The following is a 20,044-nucleotide window of genomic DNA, read 5'->3' on the forward strand; positions in this document are numbered from 1 at the left end:
ATTAATAAATAAGCGTGCGTAGTTCAATTGGATAGAATATCGGATTTCGGCTCCGAGGGTTGAGGGTTCGAATCCTTCCGCGCGCACTAAAGCTCTGGAATAAATCCAGGGCTTTTTTTTTGACCCTTTGCCTTTTTTCTTCACTGATTTTTATCATGTTTCTCAATGATATCGAATAGGGTAAATAACATCATATTAAAGTACATTTAGTAAATGTTAAAACTTAACCCAAAAAAATCATGAAAAAGATACTCGTCCCAACAGATTTCTCAGCCTGTGCTTTATCAGCAGAGAATTATGCGTTTTTTTTGGCAAAAAAAACGGACGCTGAGATGGTGTTTCTTCATATTATAAATACTCCGGTGGATTGGTCCAAACTCAGTAAGGAACAGGAGAATTTATTTCCGGATACCAAGAAAGCCATATCCGATGCTAAAGTCCATTTAAATGAATTGATCCATAAAGCCCAAGGACAGGGAATCCGGTCCAGCAAATTATTGGTGTACAACAACGGGAACATAAAAATACATGAATTTGTAGCCTCAGAACATATTGATTTGGTTGTAATGGGTTCTCACGGTCAATATGGCTTCAAAGATCACATATTGGGTACCAACACCTACAGCATGCTCCGAAGATCTAAAATCCCTGTAGTAGTAGTGAAAGAAAATAACACTATGGCAAAATTAAAGACATTGGTCGTTGCCACCAACCTAAGAGAAGAGACAGGTCATGCATTCAAGTCTATAGAAACCCTTGCAGAAGTGTTTGGTGCAAAAATCAAAATGGTTTATGTCAATACTCCGACATACTTTCTTGAAACCAATGACATCAAACAATTGGGAAGGGAATATTTAAGAGAATACGCAAATTACGAACACGAAATTGAAGTAATCGACGCCTTCAAAGAAGAGAGGGGGATTCTTCAATATGCAAAAAATATCGATGCGGAAGGGATTGCTGTGGTAACAGCCGGTAAATCGGACCTGATGCAGTATTTCTCCCCCAGTATCACCGAAAACTTGATTGCAATGACAGATCTTCCTGTCATCAGTATCAGAAAATGATATAGGATTTGCTCAAAGTCAGGTTCAGTGCAAAGAAAAAAGGCAATCCACTCAATGGGTTGCCTTTTTTAAATAAAAAAGCAGAAGAAATTCTTCTGCCCTTTTTATGAAAACTAAACCAACTATTATTTAACTACCACAATTAGAACAAAAATAGTACATAAATATAAAATTCAAAATTTTTACAGGAAATGCTTAAGAATAACCTACTTTTTATTGCTGACCTTGTACAAAATACCTAATGCCAAAGCTTGACTGTACTGAATCCCCGGATCCATATCAATATCATACACATTGATACTTGTAAAGGTCACATCCACATATTTGCTGACTTTAGCAATGATGGTGAGATCAAGTCTATGGTCAATGGTTTTAAAAGCAAGGGTCTCCAAATTGGCAAACATTTGGTATCTGGAGTTCAAAGTCAAATTTTCACTGAATTTTTTATTCCAAGTAGCAAACAATTGAAATGCAAGCCATTCTGACCTCATGGTCTGTCCGGCGGGTACCCCATAATTTTCCGGGACATTATTGATAATAGTGGTATCAGTAACAAAAGTAAACCTGGGAGAAAACGGGGCCAACCTTAAAGCAAACTCTTCGTTGGGTTTATATTGAAAACCAAAACCTGTGGTAACAAATGCAGGGGACAAAAAACCAGAGATTAGAGTGGGATCGTCCTGGGTAAAATCAAAACCATCCGTAAATTGGGAGATAAAGTTTAATGAAGTAAAATAACTCCATTTTTCAGTGATTTTATAGCCAACCTTAGAATCAAAGAATATCCTGTCATTTGATTTTCTGAAATCCTGACCTTCATTCTTTACCAGGCCATAAATAAGTTCCAATTGATTGTCCCACATCCATTTCTCTTTGGCGTAGTTGGCTTTCCAATTCAAAATAGAACCAAAAGCAATGGAATTTACACCCCCTGCTTTCCAATTGCCTGAAAAGGCCGCCTGATTAAAATTCAATCCGACGCTAAAGTCGGAAATCCAATAAGTTGTATCTTTTTTAGCCACGTTGGCACTATCTGCTAAATTCTCGATATCCTGAGCAAAAGTGAAATGGCTAAAAGCAAGCAACAGACAAATTGTAAATAATTTTTTCATATGATTTATTGATTTAAAATTGAATAAATAAAATTAATCTGGGACAAAATATGATTGAATTGATTGTTAAAATTCAATTAAGACACAAATCTCAAAGATTTCTAACAAAAAACCATCTCAGAAAGAATTATTGTTAAAAATTTGAACAATTCATCCGATAATAGTTAAATTTTCAATATGAAAAACTTATTTAATTCTTTGAATATTCTATTTGTGATTTTTTTATCAAGCGCTTGCAGTACAATTGAAATATTCAAGGAAAACACCGAATTCAGGCCGTACAAAGAATATCGGTCTTTTGCAATTCTCAACAAAGAAATTGGTCACAGAGGATTCAAGGATGAATTAATCGATGCCGTAGTCTCTGATGGTCTTCAAAATAGTTTTGAAGACCTCGGTTTTATCTATGATAAAATCAATCCGGAATTAGTCATCAGCTATACTTCTAATGAAGACCTTCGACAAAAAGAGGTGTACAACAACCCCTACCCTATGTGGGGAGGGAGAATTTGGGACCCTTGGATGTTTGACCCCCGATTTCTACCTCAACAAAATACTGTATCCACCCAGAATTATCAATTGATGCAACTCTTAGTAGATTTCGTAGATACCAAAAACAATAAAATGTTGATGAGACTTACAGCTGTAACAGAAGTCTCCGATCAAAAACAGAAAAAGAAAAAAGTAATTCAGTCAGTTGAGCAAATAACCCAGACATATCAATTCCATATCAAGGATCTTTAAAAATACAAAAAATGCAAACCGAAAAGAGAAGAATTACCACTCTGAAAGAGTTCTACCCTTATTATTTGTCAGAACATCAAAACAAAACATCCAGAAAACTTCATTTTATTGGAACCGGTTTATTGTTTATAATCTTGTTTTTGGCCGTTTTTTTATCCAAATATTGGATTTTGATTTTTATCCCGATAGTAGGATATGGCTTTGCTTGGATAGGACATTTCTTTTATGAAAAAAACAAACCTGCAACATTCCAATATCCCATTTACAGCTTAGTTTCAGATTTTATTTTGTTTTTTGACTTAATTCGGAGGAAAGAGGCATTCGATCCAAGTAAAAAGCAAAAATAATTTTGGTTTTTTTTCTTTGTGGTATTGCAAATACAAAGTAATAATGTATTTTTGTAACAACCATACTGTATTTCAAACCAAGTATTTTGTATTTAATGGTAAGAATAGTTCTCATTGATGACGATCCGATCAGTACTTTTGTAACTGAAAAACTGATCTCCAAAAACATAAAAGTCCCTCATAAGATTTTTAAGTTTCAAAGTGCGACCAAAGCACTGAATGATTTAGAAACAATTGATCCAAATTATCTTTTTTTGGATCTGAATATGCCTGAAATGACAGGATGGGACTTTTTAGAGGTCTTCAAGCCACAACAAGTAACTCCGGAAGTTTACATTTTGAGCAGTTCGGTGGATGAAAGGGATATTGTAAAAGCCAATGGGTACTCCATTGTCAAACAGTATTTATCCAAACCATTGGTCAAAAAGTACATTCAAATGATTTTCAACTGACATTTTTTTGTCAATTTTTATATTTTTTTCAAAACTCATCTGCTGATTTTTGGTTACCTTTTAAAGAAAAACGAAAAATATGGCAAGATCAAATCCAGAGTTGATTGCGGCTTTCCGTAATACTATTTCAAAGTTAAAAAAAGGTGCACCTTATCAATGGGGACACATGGGCGCGTGCAATTGTGGCAATTTAGCCCAGGAATTGATTTCCTTAAGCAAAGAAGAAATCCATAGATATGCCATGTCCAAATCTGGCGACTGGAATGAGCAGTTGAATGACTATTGCCCTACCAGTGGTTATCCAATGGATTTGATGATAGGGAAATTAGTGGAAAAAGGTTTGAGTATTGAAGAATTAAAACATCTGGAAAAACTGTCAGATCCAAAAATATTAGCCAACATTCCTCTACCCAGGAGAAACCAATTAACAAAAAATAATATCCATGACCTTATCTTTTATCTGGAAACATGGTTGGAACTGTTGGAAAATCAATGGCTTGAATCAAACTCTCACCTCTCAATTGATACGAAGAAAAAAAATATCCCTGTACAGGTATTTGCTTAAAAATTTATTTTGCTTTAATTAGCGTCCAACAATCCATTTGACAATATTTGAAACATTAATTAATCACGCTATGGAGGATTTTGATGATGATTTTGAAGATGACTTCGATGAGGATATCGAAGATGATGAGTTTGCAGAAGATTTTCAGGACGAGGTTTATGACCTTGATGAAGAGAGCGAACTTGTAGATGAAAATTTTGTTGATTTTGACGATGATGATGAATTCGACGATGATGAATTTGATGAGTTCGACGATGAAATTGACTAAATGATTCTAATGGAAAGGAAGTAAAATTTACTTCCTTTTTTTTTGTAAATTTTGTCTTGAAAGGTATCTGTATTATCTTTCGGACAATTCAGGCAATAATTAAAATATTTAAATATGCTATTAGAAATTTTCAGTTCACCGATCGCCTCAGGAGCACAGCTGTTTTTGCTTATTGTATGTATTCTGATCGGTTTAGGTGCAGGATTATCTGCAATAGATTTTAGAAGTACCAATCCACCTAAGGAATCCGAAAAAAAATAATAAAAAAGAGGTCTTTTTTGACCTCTTTTTTATTGATGGACGTTTTTCCTTTTTTCATCAATGAACATTTCCCATAAGCCTCCTTATAGGCTTGCTCAATAATAATAGCAGCATCCCCGCTCCTAAAGCTGTCATGACTATAATGATATATTGACCGGGCATTTCAGCCAAAGCTTCTTCAGTTCCTCCGCTCGCTTCCCCTGCAATCAATCCCGCAAACAGATTTCCCAATGAGACCGAAAGGAACCAAATCCCCATCATCTGCCCTCCATATTTTGGCGGGGCCAATTTGGTAACCAAACTTAACCCTACTGGACTTAAGCTCAATTCCCCAAAAGTATGCAGCATGTAAGTAAAAATCAGCCAAGTTGGAGCTGCCAACTCACCAGAAGCTGCAATCTTGGCTGCGAAGTACATTACCAGGAATCCCATTCCCAGCAATAAAAGCCCCATGGCAAATTTTAACGGCGAACTGGGTTCAAGATGCCTTCTGCCCAACCAAACCCAAAGTGCGCCGAAAAATGGAGCAAAAATGATGATAAACATCGAATTGATGGACTGAAAATATCCTGCAGGAATTTCCCAACCCAAAATAGTTCGGTCTGTAAATCTTTCGGCAAATAGATTCAGTGTTGAACCCGCCTGTTCAAAACCTGACCAAAACAAAGCTGAGAATAAAAATAAAATGGCAATAACTCCAACCTTTTTTCGATCATCTGCATTAAGTCCTCCAAAAAGAATGACATAACCAAGATAAACAAAAGCCACAATAGCAATGATTGTTCCCGAAGCACTTGCTATTGCTGAAACATTCATGGGAATAAAGTCCAAAAATAAGGCTGTCAATATCAATAAAACCACCGAACCAATCCCAAACAGAATCCTTACCAATCGTTCTCTATCCCTTTTTTCTTTATCTGTCAATACCGGTATTGCTTCACCATAACCAATCAGATTTTTTGCTGAAACCTTATATTGGATCAAGCCAAATACCATTCCCAAACCGGCCAATCCAAAACCCAAATGCCAATCATATATAGCCATTGTACTGCATGCAATCGGTGCTATCAATGCCCCTATATTGATCCCCATATAAAAAATGGAAAATCCTGCATCTCTTTTTGAACTACCCGCAGGGTATAATTGGCCTACTATGGAACTTATATTGGGCTTTAGCAGTCCGGTACCAACTGTAATCAGTATCAAGCCCAGAAAAAAAGAATTGGTATCCAATGATGAAAGTGATTCTTTCGCCTCCGAACTATCTCCAAGTAGGAGAAAAAGCCCGGGGAGAGCCATTGTAAAATGACCCAAGGCTATAATTATCCCTCCATACCAAACAGATTTTTTCAAACCAAATAGTCTATCGGCAAACCAGCCTCCCGGTAATGCCAATAAATAGACCCCCATAGTGTAAAGACCATATATAGCTCCTGAAGTTTTGTCATCAAATCCAAGTCCTCCTTCAATAATCGCTGTGGTCATAAATAAAATCAAGAGCGCTCTCATCCCATAATAACTGAAGCGCTCCCACATTTCGGTAAAAAATAAGGTCATTAAACCCTTTGGATGTCCAAACATTGTTGGTCCGGGAAATAAATCAATCTGATCGTGACCGGAAGTATTATCATTAAATTTTTCCAAAATTATTTAGGTTAGGTGGTAAAATGGATCTCAAAGAATTACAATGATAACAGATTTTTTCAAATTGTACTATCCTTTGTTTACCTGCGAATGATCCTGACAAATAATGGTTTAAATGATTTAAAGCCTTATTTTCTTCCAACTGATCAACGAAATTTTTTAGCTATACCAAACTAGCGAAAATTGATTCCGTAATCGATTGTATTAGCAAAAAAAGGACATTTTTTTATTTGTGTTATGTAATAATATCTATCTTTGACCCGCGATATAAACCCTAAAAATATATTTATGAGTGTACAAGAACTCGATATTAAAGTTGAAAGAAAAAGTTTATCAGAACTTGAACTTGAGACCAAAGGAACAATTTTTTGGAATCTTAGTCCGGCTGAACTTGTAGAACATTCCCTTGCCAACAAAGAAGGCAATCTGACAGATGTAGGGGCACTGATGGCTGATACAGGTGAATTTACCGGACGTTCACCAAAAGACCGGTTTATTGTAAAAGATTCAGAGACTGAAAATACTGTTTGGTGGAGTGATATCAATATTCCTTTTGATGAAGCGAATTTTGATAGACTATATAATAAAATGATCAGTTTTTTGGGCAATAGAAATCTATACGTTAGAGATGCAATTGCCGGTGCTGATGAAAAATACAGATTAAACCTGAGAATTATCAATACTTTGGCCTGGCATAATATGTTTTGTTATAACATGTTTTTAAGACCTGATAAAGATCAACTTGAAGATTTTGATCCGGATTTTACCATTATCTGTATACCTGAATTCAAGGCAAATCCTGATACTGATGGGACAAGACAGGAAAATTTTGCTGCTATCAATCTGACCAGAAAAATACTGCTTATTGGTGGGACTGCCTACGCAGGGGAAATGAAAAAAGGAATTTTCTCAGTATTGAATTATATCCTTCCCCACAAGCATGGGGTTCTTTCCATGCACTGTTCAGCCAATGTTGGAAAAGAAGGAGATACTGCCGTCTTTTTTGGACTTTCGGGTACAGGCAAAACGACACTTTCAGCAGACCCTGATAGGAGTTTGATAGGTGATGATGAACATGGTTGGAATGAGGACTCAGTTTTCAACTTTGAAGGCGGATGCTATGCCAAAGTAATAGATCTGAGCAGGGAAAAAGAACCTGAAATCTGGGATGCCATCAAGTTTGGGGCTATAGTCGAAAACACCAGGTTTTATCCGGGAACCAGAACTGTAGATTACAGCAACAAACAGGTAACTGAGAATACAAGGACATCTTATCCCATATATCACATCAAAAATGCCCTGCCCAATTCAATTGCCGGCATACCAAAAAACATCTTTTTTCTGACAGCCGATGCCTTTGGAGTAATCCCGCCCATTTCAAAATTGAATAAAAGCCAGGCCATGTACCACTTTATTTCAGGGTATACAGCGAAAGTAGCCGGCACAGAAGTAGACGTAACAGAACCAAAGACAACTTTCTCAGCATGCTTTGGAGCTGCATTTCTCCCATTACACCCTACCCGATATGCTGAGTTGTTTGGCGAAAAAATGGAGAAGCACCAAGTCAATGTTTGGTTGATAAACACCGGCTGGACAGGAGGACCTTATGGAGTAGGATCAAGAATGAAGCTGAAATATACAAGAGCAATGATCTCAGCTGCGCTCGAAGGCAAACTCGATCATGTAGCCTATAGGAAACATAGTGTATTTGGAATAGGAATACCTGAATCATGCCCCAATGTTCCCGACCATGTATTAAGCCCAAGAGCAACCTGGGAAGATAAAGCTGCCTATGACCTGAAAGCCAGAGAACTTGGTACTGCTTTTATCCAGAATTTTGAAAAATACCTTGATTTTGCCACTGACGATATTCTTGCCGGAGCACCGAAGTTTTAGTTAATTAACCCTTTTCAAGAAAAATAAACCCAAATCCAGGGAGTGCCAAAGCACTCCTTTTTTTATTTGCAAAATTGAAGATGCTCCAAAATAGATTTCTTACTTTTGGGCAAAAATAAATTTTATGAGCAAAGCAGAGATACAAACCGAAAAAGGCACCATGAAAGTGGAGTTCTATGATAATGATGCCCCAAAGGCTGTTGAAAACTTTAAGGCACTTTCAAAAAAAGGGTTCTATAATGGATTGACTTTTCATAGAGTTATCCCAAATTTCGTCATTCAGGGTGGTTGTCCAAACGGGACTGGCACCGGAGGTCCCGGATATAAGATTGATTGCGAATTGGACGGCGAAAATCAATACCATGACCGTGGAGTACTTTCGATGGCCCATGCCGGCAGAAATACAGGTGGATCTCAATTCTTTATTTGCCATAGCAGAGACAATACAAGTCATCTGGACAGGAGACATACCTGTTTTGGTAAAGTAGTGGAAGGTCTTGAGGTTATAGATCAGATCCGTCAGGGAGATAAAATCGAAAAAATAGTAATACTTGAAGATTGATGAAGCAAAACACTGTTTCAAGAGTCAATTGAAAACCCTGAAATATGGGTAAACCAAACTTGAAAAAGAAAACTTATTGAATAAAAGAGGCTGTCCTATTTATGGGCAGCCTCTTTTATTTTCTCAAAACAAAGCCCCTGCTATTGTCGCTGTCATCAGACATGCCAAGGTGGCTGCCATCAAAGCTTTCATTCCCAACTTCGATAGGTTCCCCTGCTGATTTGGTGCTATGCTGCCGATTCCTCCTACTTGTATGGCGATAGAACTGAAATTAGAAAATCCACATAGAGCATAAGTGGCAATTACAATCGATTTAGGGGAAAGAGCATCGGCAGACTTCATATCTGCAAGACTCAAATAAGCAACAAATTCGTTGATAACTGTTTTTTGTCCTAACAAAGACCCGACTTGTAGGGTTTCGCTCCAATCCACGCCGATAATCCAAGCAAATATCCTAAAAACCTGCCCGAGAATATATTCCAACGAAAATCCTGAAAACTGTCCTCCTGTAGATGAAATCACCCACGTATTCAGACCGGAATATTCCCCTATCAGACCCGAAAGGATATAATTCAAAGCAGCAATTACCGCTATAAAAGCAAGCAGCATCCCGCCCACATTCAGCGCTAGTTTTAAGCCTTCCGAGGCTCCTATTGACATGGCATCAATCAGATTAACGCCCATATTTTCCCCACTGACTTCCAACTTGTCATTGGTTATTTCCTTATCTGTCTCCGGGATCATAATTTTGGACATCACTATGGCAGCAGGGGCGTTCATGATACTTGCTCCAAGCAGATAGGCCGCAAACCTGCTTTGCTCGGCCAGGCTATCCCCACCAAGAAAAGCCACATATCCGGCCAAAACACCTCCGGCAATTGTGGCCATTCCACCTGTCATCAAACACATTAACTCTGATCTGGACATGGTAGGAATAAAAGGCCTGACCAATAAGGGGGCCTCTGTCTGGCCAAGAAATATATTTCCCGCAGCTGAAAGGCTTTCTGGTCCCGAAAGTCTCATTGTTCTTGCCATTACCCATGCAATGCCAAAAACCACTTTCTGCAAAACCCCCAAATAATATAATCCCGCCGATACAGTAGAGAAAAATATAATAGTTGGCAGTACCTGAAATGCGAAAATAAATCCAAATGAATCTGTGGCCAAGTCACCAAAAATGAAGGTGGCACCGTCAGCAGAAAAACTCAGGAATTTCACAAAAGCCCTGCTCACTGTGGCAAATATTCTGGCAACAAACTCTACTTTGGTAATTAAAAAACCAAACAAAGCCTGCAAAATCACACCTATGCCTACCAATCTCCAATCAACCTGTCTCTTATTGGATGAAAAAATAAATGCCACCAAAATCAAAACTACAATACCTACCAATCCTCTGAAATAATCCATCTGATAAAATGAATAAATGAAATTAATGTAAATCTTTTGACAGCTGAATAAAATTCAAATGATTCTTCATTCTATGGAAAATGGTAAAGAGGCTGTCTCTTAAGTGAAATCTCCAAAATTTTATGCAAATATTATTGGGTTACATTTGACTAAACTTTGCGTCTTTGTGCCTTTGTGGAATTTTCGAACAATTTCGGCCACAAAGTCACAAAGATCCTAATTGTAAAACCGATACTTTATTTGGTAATAAAATTTGAAAGACGATTTATGGTGCAGCCTCTTTTGAATCAGTTTCTTCTGTTGATTTCATCCCTGATTCTAGCGGCCCTTTCATAATCTTCGTTATTGATAGCCTTATCCAGCATCTGATTGAGTTTGTCCAGACTAAAATCTTTGAGTGAGTCTGAAACTTTCGAAGTTGATCCCGATGTCCGGCCTGGCTTCACCTGCTTTTGATGCTCTTTCCTTTCGTCATCTTCATTAAATTCAATGGCTGCCTCTGACATGACTTTAGATACACAATATATCTGGGCATCAAATCTTACGGCGATTGCAATGGCATCTGAGGGTCTTGCATCAATCTCTACTGTCTTAGAAGCATTTTTACAGACTATTTTAGCATAAAACACACCTTCTCTCATATCTGAAATCAAAATATGATCAATAGAGAAATTGAAGTTTGAAGCAAAAGATTTGAATAAGTCATGCGTCATCGGACGATTGGGAATAATCTTTTCTATCTCTATGGCAATAGCTTGTGCTTCAAACATACCAATGACGATAGGAAGTCTTCTGCTACCCCCTACTTCACCCATTACCAAGGTAAATGACCCTGATTGGGAATGGTTTGACGATAATCCTAAAATCTCTAATTGAATAGTTTGGTCCACAGGATTTATTTTTGGGCTTTTATAGCTTCAGTTAACTTTGGTAAAATTTCAAAAGCATCTCCAACAATCCCATAATCAGCTGCTTTAAAGAACGGCGCTTCGGGATCTTTGTTGATTACCACGATGTATTTTGAAGAATTCACACCCGCAAGATGTTGAATAGCACCCGAAATTCCAACTGCAACATATAAAGTTGGGGCAACTTTTACTCCTGTCTGTCCAACATGCTCATGATGTGGTCTCCAGCCAATATCCGATACCGGCTTAGAACAGCCCGTTGCTGCCCCGAGTTCTTTCGCCAAATCCTCAATCATTCCCCAGTTTTCAGGCCCCTTCATACCTCTGCCACCGGATACAACAATATCTGCTTCTGGCAATAATACCTCTCCTGTAGCTTTATCGGTTGAAGTGATTTTTGTAGCAAAATTATCTTCCGGAATTGTCAAGGCAATTTCTTCCACTTTTGCCTCGGGTCCATCGGTTTTCAGATCCACCGCGTTTTTTTTCACAGCAAGAATTTTATTCTCTGCAGTGACTACTGTTTCCGCAAAAGCCTTCCCTGTATAGATACTTCTTCTGACGGTGTATCCGGAACCTGTCTCCGGTAATTCCACAACATTGGAAACCAAAGCTGCATTTAACTTCACAGCCAACCGGGCAGCTACGGCATCTCCTAAAGATGATTTTGCCAACACCAAAGTCTTGGCTCCGACCTTATCAAAAATTTGGGCAACCGCTTCGGCATGCGCCTGAATGACTCCATCACTCAGCTTCCCATCATTGACATGAATTACTCTGCCGGCACCGGCATGTCCTGCTTTGGCCAATTCACTTGAAGAAATTGTTCCCAATGCGACAGCGACTACTTCTCCCGCTGATAGTTTTTCGGACAAGGCTTTCCCGTAAGAAACAGCCTCCAAACTCGTTTTTTTGACTGAACCTTCCGCGTGTTCTATATATACTAATACTGACATAATATCTCTGATTTAAAATAATGTTTAATGATTAAAGCACTTTGGCTTCATTTTTCAACAATCTCACCAATTCCGCAACATTGTCTTTATCCACAAGTTTGACAGAACCTTTTGCGGGGGGCAACTGATAGGAAGTCACTTTGGTATTTGCGCCGTCCACGGTTGGTTCTATTACCTGCAAAGGTTTGGTTCTTGCTGACATAATTCCTCTCATATTCGGTATTTTCCATTCTGCAATCGGTTCCTGGCATCCTGCTATCAATGGCAGTTTTGCTTCCAGATATTCTTTTCCACCTTCAATTTCCCTTGCCATTTTCACGTTTTCCCCCTCAATCTCCAATTTCATCACAGGAGAAACGGATGGAATCCCCAGCATCTCTCCGACCATGCCATGGACCATACCACCATTGAAATCTATTGATTCCCTGCCCATCAAAATCAGATCATAACCATTTGATTTTGCAATGCCTGCTATCTGATTGGCCACAAAAAGGGAATCTTTTGGAAAGGCATTTATTCTGATGGCATCATCAGCACCGATAGCGAGCGCTTTCCTCAATGTGGGTTCAGTTTCTGCTTCTCCCACATTCAGCACAGTAAGACTTGCTCCCAGCTGCTCTTTGAGTTCAACTGCCCTGGCCAATGCATAATCATCGTAAGGTCCTATGATAAATTGAACACCGGTTTTATCAAATTTGGTATTGCTATCTGTAAACTGAATTTTGGATGTGGTATCCGGTACATGGGTAATACAAACAAGAATCTTCATTATGTATATTTAGGTTATTTATTTTTAAATTGCGTGAATTTAGTCATAAGGCCATAATTAAAAAAAGAATTCATGAGCAAATTGTCACGTATCGAAATGCTGAAATCTTTTGCCGAACAAGATCCGACTAATCCTTTTAATTGGTACGCCTTGGCCTTGGAGCACCAGGAAAGTGATCCGGACCTGGCAAAATTCTACTTCAATAAACTCCTTATGGAGCATAAGGTTTACTTACCCACCTATTATCATGCTGCCGGTTTTTTTGCATCTGAGGGCGATATAGATAAAGCCAAAGAAATTTTTGAAAGCGGCATCAGACTCGCCGAGGAACAAAACAATGACAAAACCCTTAAAGAATTAAAGAACAGCTATCAGAATTTCCTGTTTGAAAATGACATCGATTAAGTGGGAAGTTTTTGAGAATATGCTATTACTTCCAATATCCTTCAACATTTAGGATTACCCAGTCTAGAATCTTATGTCTTGTATCTTGTGTCTTAAGTCCTGTGTCTTAAACTCAAAAAGGCGCCGGCTTATTACTCCCCAAACCACCTGGGAAGGGCTCATCATAATCACCTCCATTGGCTTTGCTCTGCACCCGGATCATATTGCTTGAATCAAAATTCTGACCTCCTGCTCCACTTGGAAACTTGTGCCCATAGAGTGGGTCCTGTGATTTGTAGGGAATATTCACTTCCAAATCCGTGAACTTGGTGTATTTGCCGATAAATCTGAGTTTGACATTGTCCAAGGATCCATTTCTATGTTTGGCTATGATTACTTCTCCCACTCCGGCTGTGGATGCGCCGTCCTCATCTTCTGTGATGCCGTAATATTCGGGACGGTACAGGAACATGACCATATCTGCATCCTGCTCGATGGCACCCGATTCCCTCAAATCAGAAAGCTGCGGCCTTTTATCGCCGCCCCTGGTTTCTACCGCCCGCGAAAGCTGAGAAAGCGCTATCACCGGAACACTCAATTCCTTGGCAATCTTCTTCAAAGCTCTGGAAATACTTGCAATCTCCTGTTCCCTGTTACCGCCTCCTCCTGATTTGGAGTCACCCGACATCAACTGCAAGTAATCAATCACAATCAACTGAATATCATGCTGGGCTTTTAGCTTTCTGCATTTTGCCCTCAATTCCAAAATTGAAAGTGCAGGAGTATCATCTACGAATAAAGGAGCTTTGGATAGTTTACCGGTCTTATGGACAAGTTGCTCCCATTCATAATCGGCAAGATTTCCTTTTTTGATTTTATCTGAATCCAGCTCAGCCTCTGAAGAAATCAGACGATTGACCAGCTGGATAGAAGACATTTCCAAAGAAAAAATGGCCACCGGTCGGTTGTGGTCCACTGCAGCATTTCTTAATACGGATAACACAAATGCCGTCTTACCCATGGCAGGTCTGGCTGCTATAATCACCAAATCTGATTTTTGCCAGCCTGAGGTAACTCTGTCCAGCGCAGTAAAACCACTTGGAACACCCGTAAGTCCATCTTTCTGTCCTTTTTTGGATTCCAATTCGACAATGGCTTCCTTCAAAATCGAACGCATATCAGAATAATTTTTCCTGATATTCTTTTCGGAAATTTCAAAAAGAGATTGCTCCATTTTATCCAAAAGCTCAAAAACATCAGTAGTATCTTCAAAGGCCTCTCTTTGGATTTCAGATGAAATGGAAATAATTTCCCGCTTCATGGATTGCTCGGTAATGATTCGGGCGTGGTATTCGATATTGGAAGCAGAGGAAACTTTGGAAGTAAGTTCAGTGATGAAAAATGCGCCACCGGCCATTTCCAGCTGTCCTTTCTTTCTCAGCTGATTGGTGACAGTCAATAAATCGATGGGCTGACTGTCAGAAAAGAGGTCGAGAATGGCTGAAAAAATCACCTTATGGGCTTCCTTGTAAAAGCTCTCCGGTTTCAAAATATCCACTACAGCTGTCAGGGCATCTTTTTCAAGCATCAGGGCACCAAGCACCGCTTCTTCTAAATCTATAGCCTGAGGAGGTAATTTTCCCATGCCCATTGGGCTACCCAAATCAGGTTTTCTTTTTCCAACTATTCTGTCCTTTCCTATAGATTTATTGTCCGTCATAACCACAAATGTAGCCTCTTTGAATCAATGTTTTTGAACAATTTATTAACGAGTTATTCACAATTTGTCCAATCAAAAGATAATCAAGCCCCTATCTAAAACGTCTTTTCTTTCCTTGTATTATCTTTTTCTATAGATCACTTATTTCTTATTAAAGAAAAAAATAAATCTTCTCATCTGGATAATCCAGAAAATTTGAAAAATAAATAGTTGATGAGGTCTCTCCAAAAAATCATTTCTTACTTTTGGGCTTTGTTGAATACTTATGACCAAGAAATATCATTTTATTGCTATCGGTGGAGCCGTGATGCATAACCTGGCCCTTTCCATGGTAGCCAAAGGCTACCAAGTGACCGGTTCTGATGATGAAATTTACGAACCTTCCAGGACCCGTTTGGAAAAAGCAGGCATCTTACCGAAAGAAAAAGGTTGGTTCCCGGAAAAAATCCATGCAGGCCTCGATGGCATTATCTTGGGTATGCATGCCCGAATCGAAAATCCAGAACTCCAAAAGGCCAAAGACCTGAACATCCCCATCTTCTCTTTTCCTGAATTTATCTATGAACAGAGCAAGGACAAGAAAAGAGTGGTCATATCCGGTTCTCATGGCAAAACCAGTATCACCTCCATGATTCTCCATGTGCTGAAGTTTCATCAAAAAGAATTTGATTACCTGGTGGGCGCACAGATTGAAGGTTTTGACCTGATGGTCAAATTGTCCAATGCTCCGGTCATTATCATAGAAGGGGATGAATACCTGACTTCCCCCTTGGATAGAAGGCCTAAGTTTTTCCATTATCACCACGATATCCTCCTGATGAGCGGAATAGCCTGGGATCATTTCAATGTGTTTCCAACCTTTGATTTTTATAGGGAACAATTTGAAAAACTGGTGGAGATGACTCCGCAGCAAGGCTACTTTATCTATTGTTCTGAGGATCCGATTGTCGACGAACTGGGACAAAAGTCCAAAGGAAAAATAGATAACCTGATCCCGTACAAAGCCCATCCTTATAAAATAAAAGAAGGAATTACTTACCTGCTGACTGATTCCGGCGATATCGCTATCACTGTCTTTGGTGAACATAACCTTCAAAACCTGCAAGGGGCATTGGAAGTATGCCTGAGTCTTGGATTGACGAAGGAGCAGTTTTATGAGGCCGTTCAGGAATTCAAAGGAGCTGCCAAAAGACAGGAAGTATTGGCGAAATCAGATCAATCCATTTTGTATAGAGATTTTGCACATGCACCATCCAAATTGCAAGCAACGGTGAATGCGGTAAAAAATCAATTTCCGGAAAGAAAATTAATTGCCGTACAGGAATTACATACTTACAGTTCTTTAAACAAAGACTTTGTCAATAATTATGCCCACACCTTTGATGAGGCAGATGTGGCGGTTATTTATTTAAACCCAAAAGCCGTATCTTTGAAAAAGCTGGAGTTAATGGATGAAGACACCCTGAGGGATGCCTTCAAAAGAAATGACCTAAAGCTTTTCACAGATATTGACCAACTCAAAGTTTTTCTTGAATCACAGGATTATAGGCAAGCAAACCTTCTATTGATGAGTTCGGGCAATTATGACGACATGGATCTATCTCAACTAAAAAACACAATAAATCAAAGCCAAAAATGATGAATTTAAATTTAAGAAACCCCGTTGCTTTTTTTGATCTGGAATCTACCGGAACGAATATTTCCACAGACAGGATTGTGGAAATATCGATTTTGAAAGTTTACCCCGACGGGAAAGAAGAAATCAAAACTTCTTTGATCAATCCCACTATTCCTATTCCCAAAGAAACATCAGCCATTCACGGTATTTTTGATGAGGATGTTAAAGACTCCCCTACATTTAAAGAAATCTCAAAAGAATACCATCAATTTCTGACAGGAGCCGATTTGGCAGGCTTCAATGTGCTGAAGTTTGACATTCCTTTATTGGTCGAGGAGTTTTTGAGGGCAGGAATCGATTTTGATATAGAGAAAAGAAATATCCTGGATTCCCAAAAAATCTTCCATATGATGGAAAAAAGGAATCTAGCAGCTGCTTACAAGTTTTATTGTGGCCAAACCTTGGAAAATGCGCACAGCGCCGAGGCTGACACCATCGCTTCTTATGAGGTTTTTAAGGCACAAATTTCCCTTTATAATGGAGCAGAAGCTGAAGATTTACAGGGAAACAAACTGGGGATCTTTGAGAATGACATGAAAAAAATCCACAGCATCCTCAACGAGAAAATGGTGGACCTGGCAGGTAGGTTTATCTTTAATGAGGATGGTGTAGAATGCTTCAACTTCGGCAAACACAAAGGAAAAACCATTGAGCAGGTTCTCAAAGAAGAACCCTCCTATTATGATTGGATGATGAAAGGGGATTTTCCCCTGGATACCAAAAGAAAATTTACCCAGGTCAAACTCAGGGCTTTCAATCAGAGATAACCGATCTGCTTTGGATTTACCATTTCTTTATTCTTAAGCGGTCAATAGATCCGAATAGGTTATCGCTGTTTATCAAGGCATTGTTATCCAAGATATGTCATGTATACGCCAAATCCCTAATGATACCAAATGTCGGACATTCCAGGTGGGGAATATCCGGCATCTGCATCATCAATTACAAGAAGCCAATCAAGGCCCTCAGGCGAAGAGAAAGTTCTTGTTCCTGAGTTTTTATAAGTCCCTATGAGGTTACTTTCGCCTGTCCTGGTATTGTACCAGTAGCAATTTACCCTGCTACCACTGATCTTGTTCATCTGAATCGTTCTTATAATAGGGGCCGGGAAGTAAATGAAGGCGAAGTCATCTCCTCTTGATGCTCCCATTCGGTCCTTGCCGTAACCCATCCCCTCCACTACAAGCGATTCCTCTCTCCATCGGTCGGCAGGTCTTGATTTTAACAGATTACCGATATGTGTCATATGTGATGACCCGATGGAGTGAATGGCATCATACCAATTCACATCCGGATCAGCACATGCTACAGGAGTGTCACCGGGTCTTAGCATTTGCCAGATGCTGCTGTGGCCGTAAGTGTGCCCAAAGCTCCCCGCCAGTAAGGAGCGATAAGCATCTTTCCTGACATCATAATCAATAAACCTTGGGTTATCGCAACTTTCCCAGAATTTCTCTACAATGCCTTCATAGCCAGGCTCGCTGTTCAGGGTTGGCTTTGTAGGTGTTCTTTCCCAATCCGCAATAGCCAGATTCCATGAATTATTTCCATCCATCTGATGACCACTCTGGAAGTTATTGAAATCCAGCCAGGGTTCATCATGAAAATCCATTGAACTTGATTTAGCTCCTGCCGGGTGGAAGGTCATCAGAAAATTATCGCCAATCTCGCTTTTTATACCTGCTGCCAAGCTGTTCCAAATCGCTTTCTGGTTTTCGTTGACATGTCTGTCGCCTCCCAGCATCCATATGATATTCGGGCTATCCTTATATCTAGCCCCCAGAAATACTCCGTAATCATATGCGTTCTCTCTATTGAAAATGGCCTGATCATTTACCCAGTTACCCCATGCAGGAAGCATGCACATGTATAAACCGTATTCCTGTGCTCTCTCAACTACATGGTCAACCCAATTCCAGTAAGCCTCCACCCTTTTTCCCGGATCCATGTTAACAAATGGCGTGCTGCCATTTTCAGCGCATCCCCTTCCTTTCTTGTAGTCAAGCTCTTCGATTAGTACTGCCTGGATTAAGGTAAAGCCCTTATTTTTCCTATCTTGAAAATATTCCTCAATGTCATGGCCTTCAGGATTAGAGGATCGGAGACGATAAAAGATTTCCCATGCGGTGTCTCCAATCCACAGAAAAGACGTGCCATCTGCATGCTCCAGGTACCTTCTATTTGGACTAACCTGCAACTTGCCATGATCCCACATTCGCAAGCCACCAGCCAGTCCTGGTGAGGTTTTTAGATTACCCATGTTGCCGATTTTTGTAAGGTCATGGAAATTATTTCCTGAAAGTATCGCCAGAAAAAGGAAACCGGCCAACGTAAGAAATATTTTTTTATTCACAGCTATCATTTTTTTGATTGTATTGAACCCCTGATAAGTAAGGTAAAAAAAACTTTATCTTAAAACACGCCATAAATTATAACTTCGTTTTGTATATGGTTTTTCTTTACCTATGCCATTACAGCAATCATATCAAATATTTTCTCGCCAAGTTTTATATCTCCGATTATTTCTGAGTTTGAAATCGCTTCCTCTCTCCTCATACCTTTGGTAAATATTTTCCAAGCACAATCATCTCTTATTTTAACTTCGCAAATGGGTTCTTGACTTGAAGAGGTATATAACTCCCAACCTTTGTTAAAATACAAAAACCAACTTTTTTCTGTTTGCCCACAAAAAGTAAATTTGACCAAATCTTTATCCTTTCCTTCAACCTTACGATAATGATGTGGAAGCGCTCTGACTGAAGTGTCCAAATATGGCAAGTACCATTTTTCTTCCAACAATACCTTTTCCTCACCTACAGCAAGTCTAATCTGCTGTTGATGATGCCATTTTTCAGTATATTCCCTTGCTATATGAAACCAGTTTTTCGATTCGTTTTCACCCGCCCAAGCCACTGAAAATTCAGCTTTATCATCAGGATTTAAGGTTGCCAGGAAATCACAGTATTCTTTTCCTGATATTTTCAATAATTGAATGATAACTTTTGGGCTAAGTCTTTTTGTTGCCTTTACCCAATCCGCATTCAAACCATTGAGAAAGTTTACTAAATCTTCATGGGAATTTACCGATTCAGGAGTCTCCCCATAATATCCATCACGCAACATGGAAAGCGTTCTCAAATTTCCATCCAATAAATGGACAGCAACATCTTTCACCTTCCAATTAGGTGCTAAAGTTGGTTTTTCCCAATCTTCGACAGATAATCCTTCCAATAACTTGAAAAGCATCTTATCCAGCTCCGGCATTAGGGCAATTACATCTATTTGTTCTGGTTTCTTCATTTTT

General features: G+C 39.1%; 21 protein-coding genes and 1 tRNA gene. 13 read left to right on the forward strand and 9 right to left on the reverse strand.

The window, feature by feature from the left end:
• The first annotated feature begins 12 nt into the window (after nt 1-12).
• Together B9A52_RS20385 and B9A52_RS20390 are read left to right on the forward strand one after the other, a co-directional pair.
• A tRNA-Arg gene (locus tag B9A52_RS20385) sits at nt 13-86 on the forward strand.
• A gap of 153 nt (nt 87-239) precedes the next feature.
• Nucleotides 240-1,067 carry a universal stress protein gene (locus B9A52_RS20390; RefSeq protein ID WP_084122300.1) on the forward strand — a complete coding sequence of 276 codons (828 nt, stop codon included), beginning with the start codon at nt 240-242 and terminating at the stop codon, nt 1,065-1,067.
• Between the two features lie 206 nt (nt 1,068-1,273).
• On the opposite strand, the gene B9A52_RS20395 is transcribed toward B9A52_RS20390, so the two are convergent.
• Nucleotides 1,274-2,179, reverse strand: coding sequence for a DUF3078 domain-containing protein (locus B9A52_RS20395; protein WP_084122301.1), 906 nt, complete (start codon nt 2,177-2,179; stop codon nt 1,274-1,276).
• 177 nt (nt 2,180-2,356) lie between these two features.
• Between B9A52_RS20395 and B9A52_RS20400 the strand changes: the two genes are divergently transcribed.
• The 6 genes from B9A52_RS20400 (at nt 2,357) to B9A52_RS25900 (ending at nt 4,816) form a co-directional block, all read left to right on the forward strand.
• Nucleotides 2,357-2,923 carry a DUF4136 domain-containing protein gene (locus B9A52_RS20400; protein WP_084122302.1) on the forward strand — a complete coding sequence of 189 codons (567 nt, stop codon included), beginning with the start codon at nt 2,357-2,359 and terminating at the stop codon, nt 2,921-2,923.
• Nucleotides 2,924-2,934: 11 nt separating this feature from the next.
• Nucleotides 2,935-3,270, forward strand: a complete 336-nt coding sequence (locus tag B9A52_RS20405; protein ID WP_084122303.1) for a DUF962 domain-containing protein — start codon at nt 2,935-2,937, stop codon at nt 3,268-3,270.
• Between the two features lie 95 nt (nt 3,271-3,365).
• Nucleotides 3,366-3,722, forward strand: a complete 357-nt coding sequence (locus B9A52_RS20410) for a response regulator (RefSeq protein WP_084122304.1) — start codon at nt 3,366-3,368, stop codon at nt 3,720-3,722.
• Between the two features lie 79 nt (nt 3,723-3,801).
• Nucleotides 3,802-4,287: a hypothetical protein gene (locus tag B9A52_RS20415; protein ID WP_084122305.1), complete on the forward strand. Its 486-nt coding sequence runs from the start codon at nt 3,802-3,804 to the stop codon at nt 4,285-4,287.
• Nucleotides 4,288-4,357: 70 nt separating this feature from the next.
• Nucleotides 4,358-4,555 carry a hypothetical protein gene (locus tag B9A52_RS20420; protein ID WP_084122306.1) on the forward strand — a complete coding sequence of 66 codons (198 nt, stop codon included), beginning with the start codon at nt 4,358-4,360 and terminating at the stop codon, nt 4,553-4,555.
• Between the two features lie 114 nt (nt 4,556-4,669).
• Nucleotides 4,670-4,816, forward strand: a complete 147-nt coding sequence (locus B9A52_RS25900) for a hypothetical protein (protein ID WP_172805253.1) — start codon at nt 4,670-4,672, stop codon at nt 4,814-4,816.
• 57 nt (nt 4,817-4,873) lie between these two features.
• On the opposite strand, the gene B9A52_RS20425 is transcribed toward B9A52_RS25900, so the two are convergent.
• On the reverse strand, nt 4,874-6,397 hold the full coding sequence (locus B9A52_RS20425; RefSeq protein ID WP_084123625.1) for a peptide MFS transporter: 1,524 nt from the start codon (nt 6,395-6,397) through the stop codon (nt 4,874-4,876).
• A 351-nt stretch (nt 6,398-6,748) separates the two neighbouring features.
• Between B9A52_RS20425 and pckA the strand changes: the two genes are divergently transcribed.
• Nucleotides 6,749-8,356 carry a phosphoenolpyruvate carboxykinase (ATP) gene (pckA, locus tag B9A52_RS20430; RefSeq protein WP_084122307.1) on the forward strand — a complete coding sequence of 536 codons (1,608 nt, stop codon included), beginning with the start codon at nt 6,749-6,751 and terminating at the stop codon, nt 8,354-8,356.
• A gap of 124 nt (nt 8,357-8,480) precedes the next feature.
• A complete protein-coding gene (locus B9A52_RS20435) occupies nt 8,481-8,918 on the forward strand; it encodes a peptidylprolyl isomerase (protein WP_084122308.1) in 438 nt (145 codons plus the stop codon).
• A 123-nt stretch (nt 8,919-9,041) separates the two neighbouring features.
• Here the strand turns inward: B9A52_RS20435 and B9A52_RS20440 are convergent, their stop codons facing one another.
• The 4 genes from B9A52_RS20440 to B9A52_RS20455 all read right to left on the reverse strand — a co-directional run bounded on the left by B9A52_RS20440 (nt 9,042) and on the right by B9A52_RS20455 (nt 12,958).
• Nucleotides 9,042-10,325, reverse strand: a complete 1,284-nt coding sequence (locus B9A52_RS20440; protein ID WP_084122310.1) for a NupC/NupG family nucleoside CNT transporter — start codon at nt 10,323-10,325, stop codon at nt 9,042-9,044.
• Between the two features lie 287 nt (nt 10,326-10,612).
• On the reverse strand, nt 10,613-11,215 hold the full coding sequence (locus tag B9A52_RS20445; RefSeq protein ID WP_084122312.1) for a bifunctional nuclease family protein: 603 nt from the start codon (nt 11,213-11,215) through the stop codon (nt 10,613-10,615).
• A gap of 5 nt (nt 11,216-11,220) precedes the next feature.
• The gene (locus B9A52_RS20450; RefSeq protein ID WP_084122314.1) at nt 11,221-12,189 is read right to left on the reverse strand and encodes an electron transfer flavoprotein subunit alpha/FixB family protein; all 969 of its coding nucleotides are present in this window, start codon (nt 12,187-12,189) and stop codon (nt 11,221-11,223) included.
• A gap of 31 nt (nt 12,190-12,220) precedes the next feature.
• Nucleotides 12,221-12,958 carry an electron transfer flavoprotein subunit beta/FixA family protein gene (locus tag B9A52_RS20455; RefSeq protein WP_084122316.1) on the reverse strand — a complete coding sequence of 246 codons (738 nt, stop codon included), beginning with the start codon at nt 12,956-12,958 and terminating at the stop codon, nt 12,221-12,223.
• Nucleotides 12,959-13,030: 72 nt separating this feature from the next.
• On the opposite strand from B9A52_RS20455, the gene B9A52_RS20460 reads away from it, so the two are divergent.
• Complete coding sequence (locus tag B9A52_RS20460) at nt 13,031-13,363, forward strand: tetratricopeptide repeat protein (RefSeq protein WP_084122318.1); 333 nt, start codon at nt 13,031-13,033, stop codon at nt 13,361-13,363.
• A gap of 112 nt (nt 13,364-13,475) precedes the next feature.
• Here B9A52_RS20460 and dnaB read toward each other — a convergent pair whose 3' ends face one another.
• A complete protein-coding gene (gene dnaB, locus B9A52_RS20465) occupies nt 13,476-15,062 on the reverse strand; it encodes a replicative DNA helicase (protein WP_084122320.1) in 1,587 nt (528 codons plus the stop codon).
• 265 nt (nt 15,063-15,327) lie between these two features.
• On the opposite strand from dnaB, the gene B9A52_RS20470 reads away from it, so the two are divergent.
• Both B9A52_RS20470 and B9A52_RS20475 read left to right on the forward strand, forming a co-directional pair.
• Nucleotides 15,328-16,701 carry a UDP-N-acetylmuramate--L-alanine ligase gene (locus B9A52_RS20470; RefSeq protein ID WP_084122322.1) on the forward strand — a complete coding sequence of 458 codons (1,374 nt, stop codon included), beginning with the start codon at nt 15,328-15,330 and terminating at the stop codon, nt 16,699-16,701.
• A complete protein-coding gene (locus B9A52_RS20475) occupies nt 16,701-17,507 on the forward strand; it encodes a 3'-5' exonuclease (protein WP_084123626.1) in 807 nt (268 codons plus the stop codon). The genes B9A52_RS20470 and B9A52_RS20475 overlap by 1 nt, the downstream gene beginning before the upstream one ends.
• A 116-nt stretch (nt 17,508-17,623) precedes the next feature.
• Here B9A52_RS20475 and B9A52_RS20480 read toward each other — a convergent pair whose 3' ends face one another.
• Both B9A52_RS20480 and B9A52_RS20485 read right to left on the reverse strand, forming a co-directional pair.
• Entirely contained in the window at nt 17,624-19,093 is a 1,470-nt protein-coding gene (locus tag B9A52_RS20480) for a glycoside hydrolase family 140 protein (RefSeq protein WP_172805254.1), read from the reverse strand.
• Between the two features lie 110 nt (nt 19,094-19,203).
• Complete coding sequence (locus B9A52_RS20485) at nt 19,204-20,040, reverse strand: maleylpyruvate isomerase N-terminal domain-containing protein (RefSeq protein WP_084122325.1); 837 nt, start codon at nt 20,038-20,040, stop codon at nt 19,204-19,206.
• Between the last annotated feature and the right edge of the window lie 4 nt (nt 20,041-20,044).

The organism is Aquiflexum balticum DSM 16537 (assembly GCF_900176595.1).
GTDB classification, from domain to species: Bacteria; Bacteroidota; Bacteroidia; order Cytophagales; family Cyclobacteriaceae; genus Aquiflexum; species Aquiflexum balticum.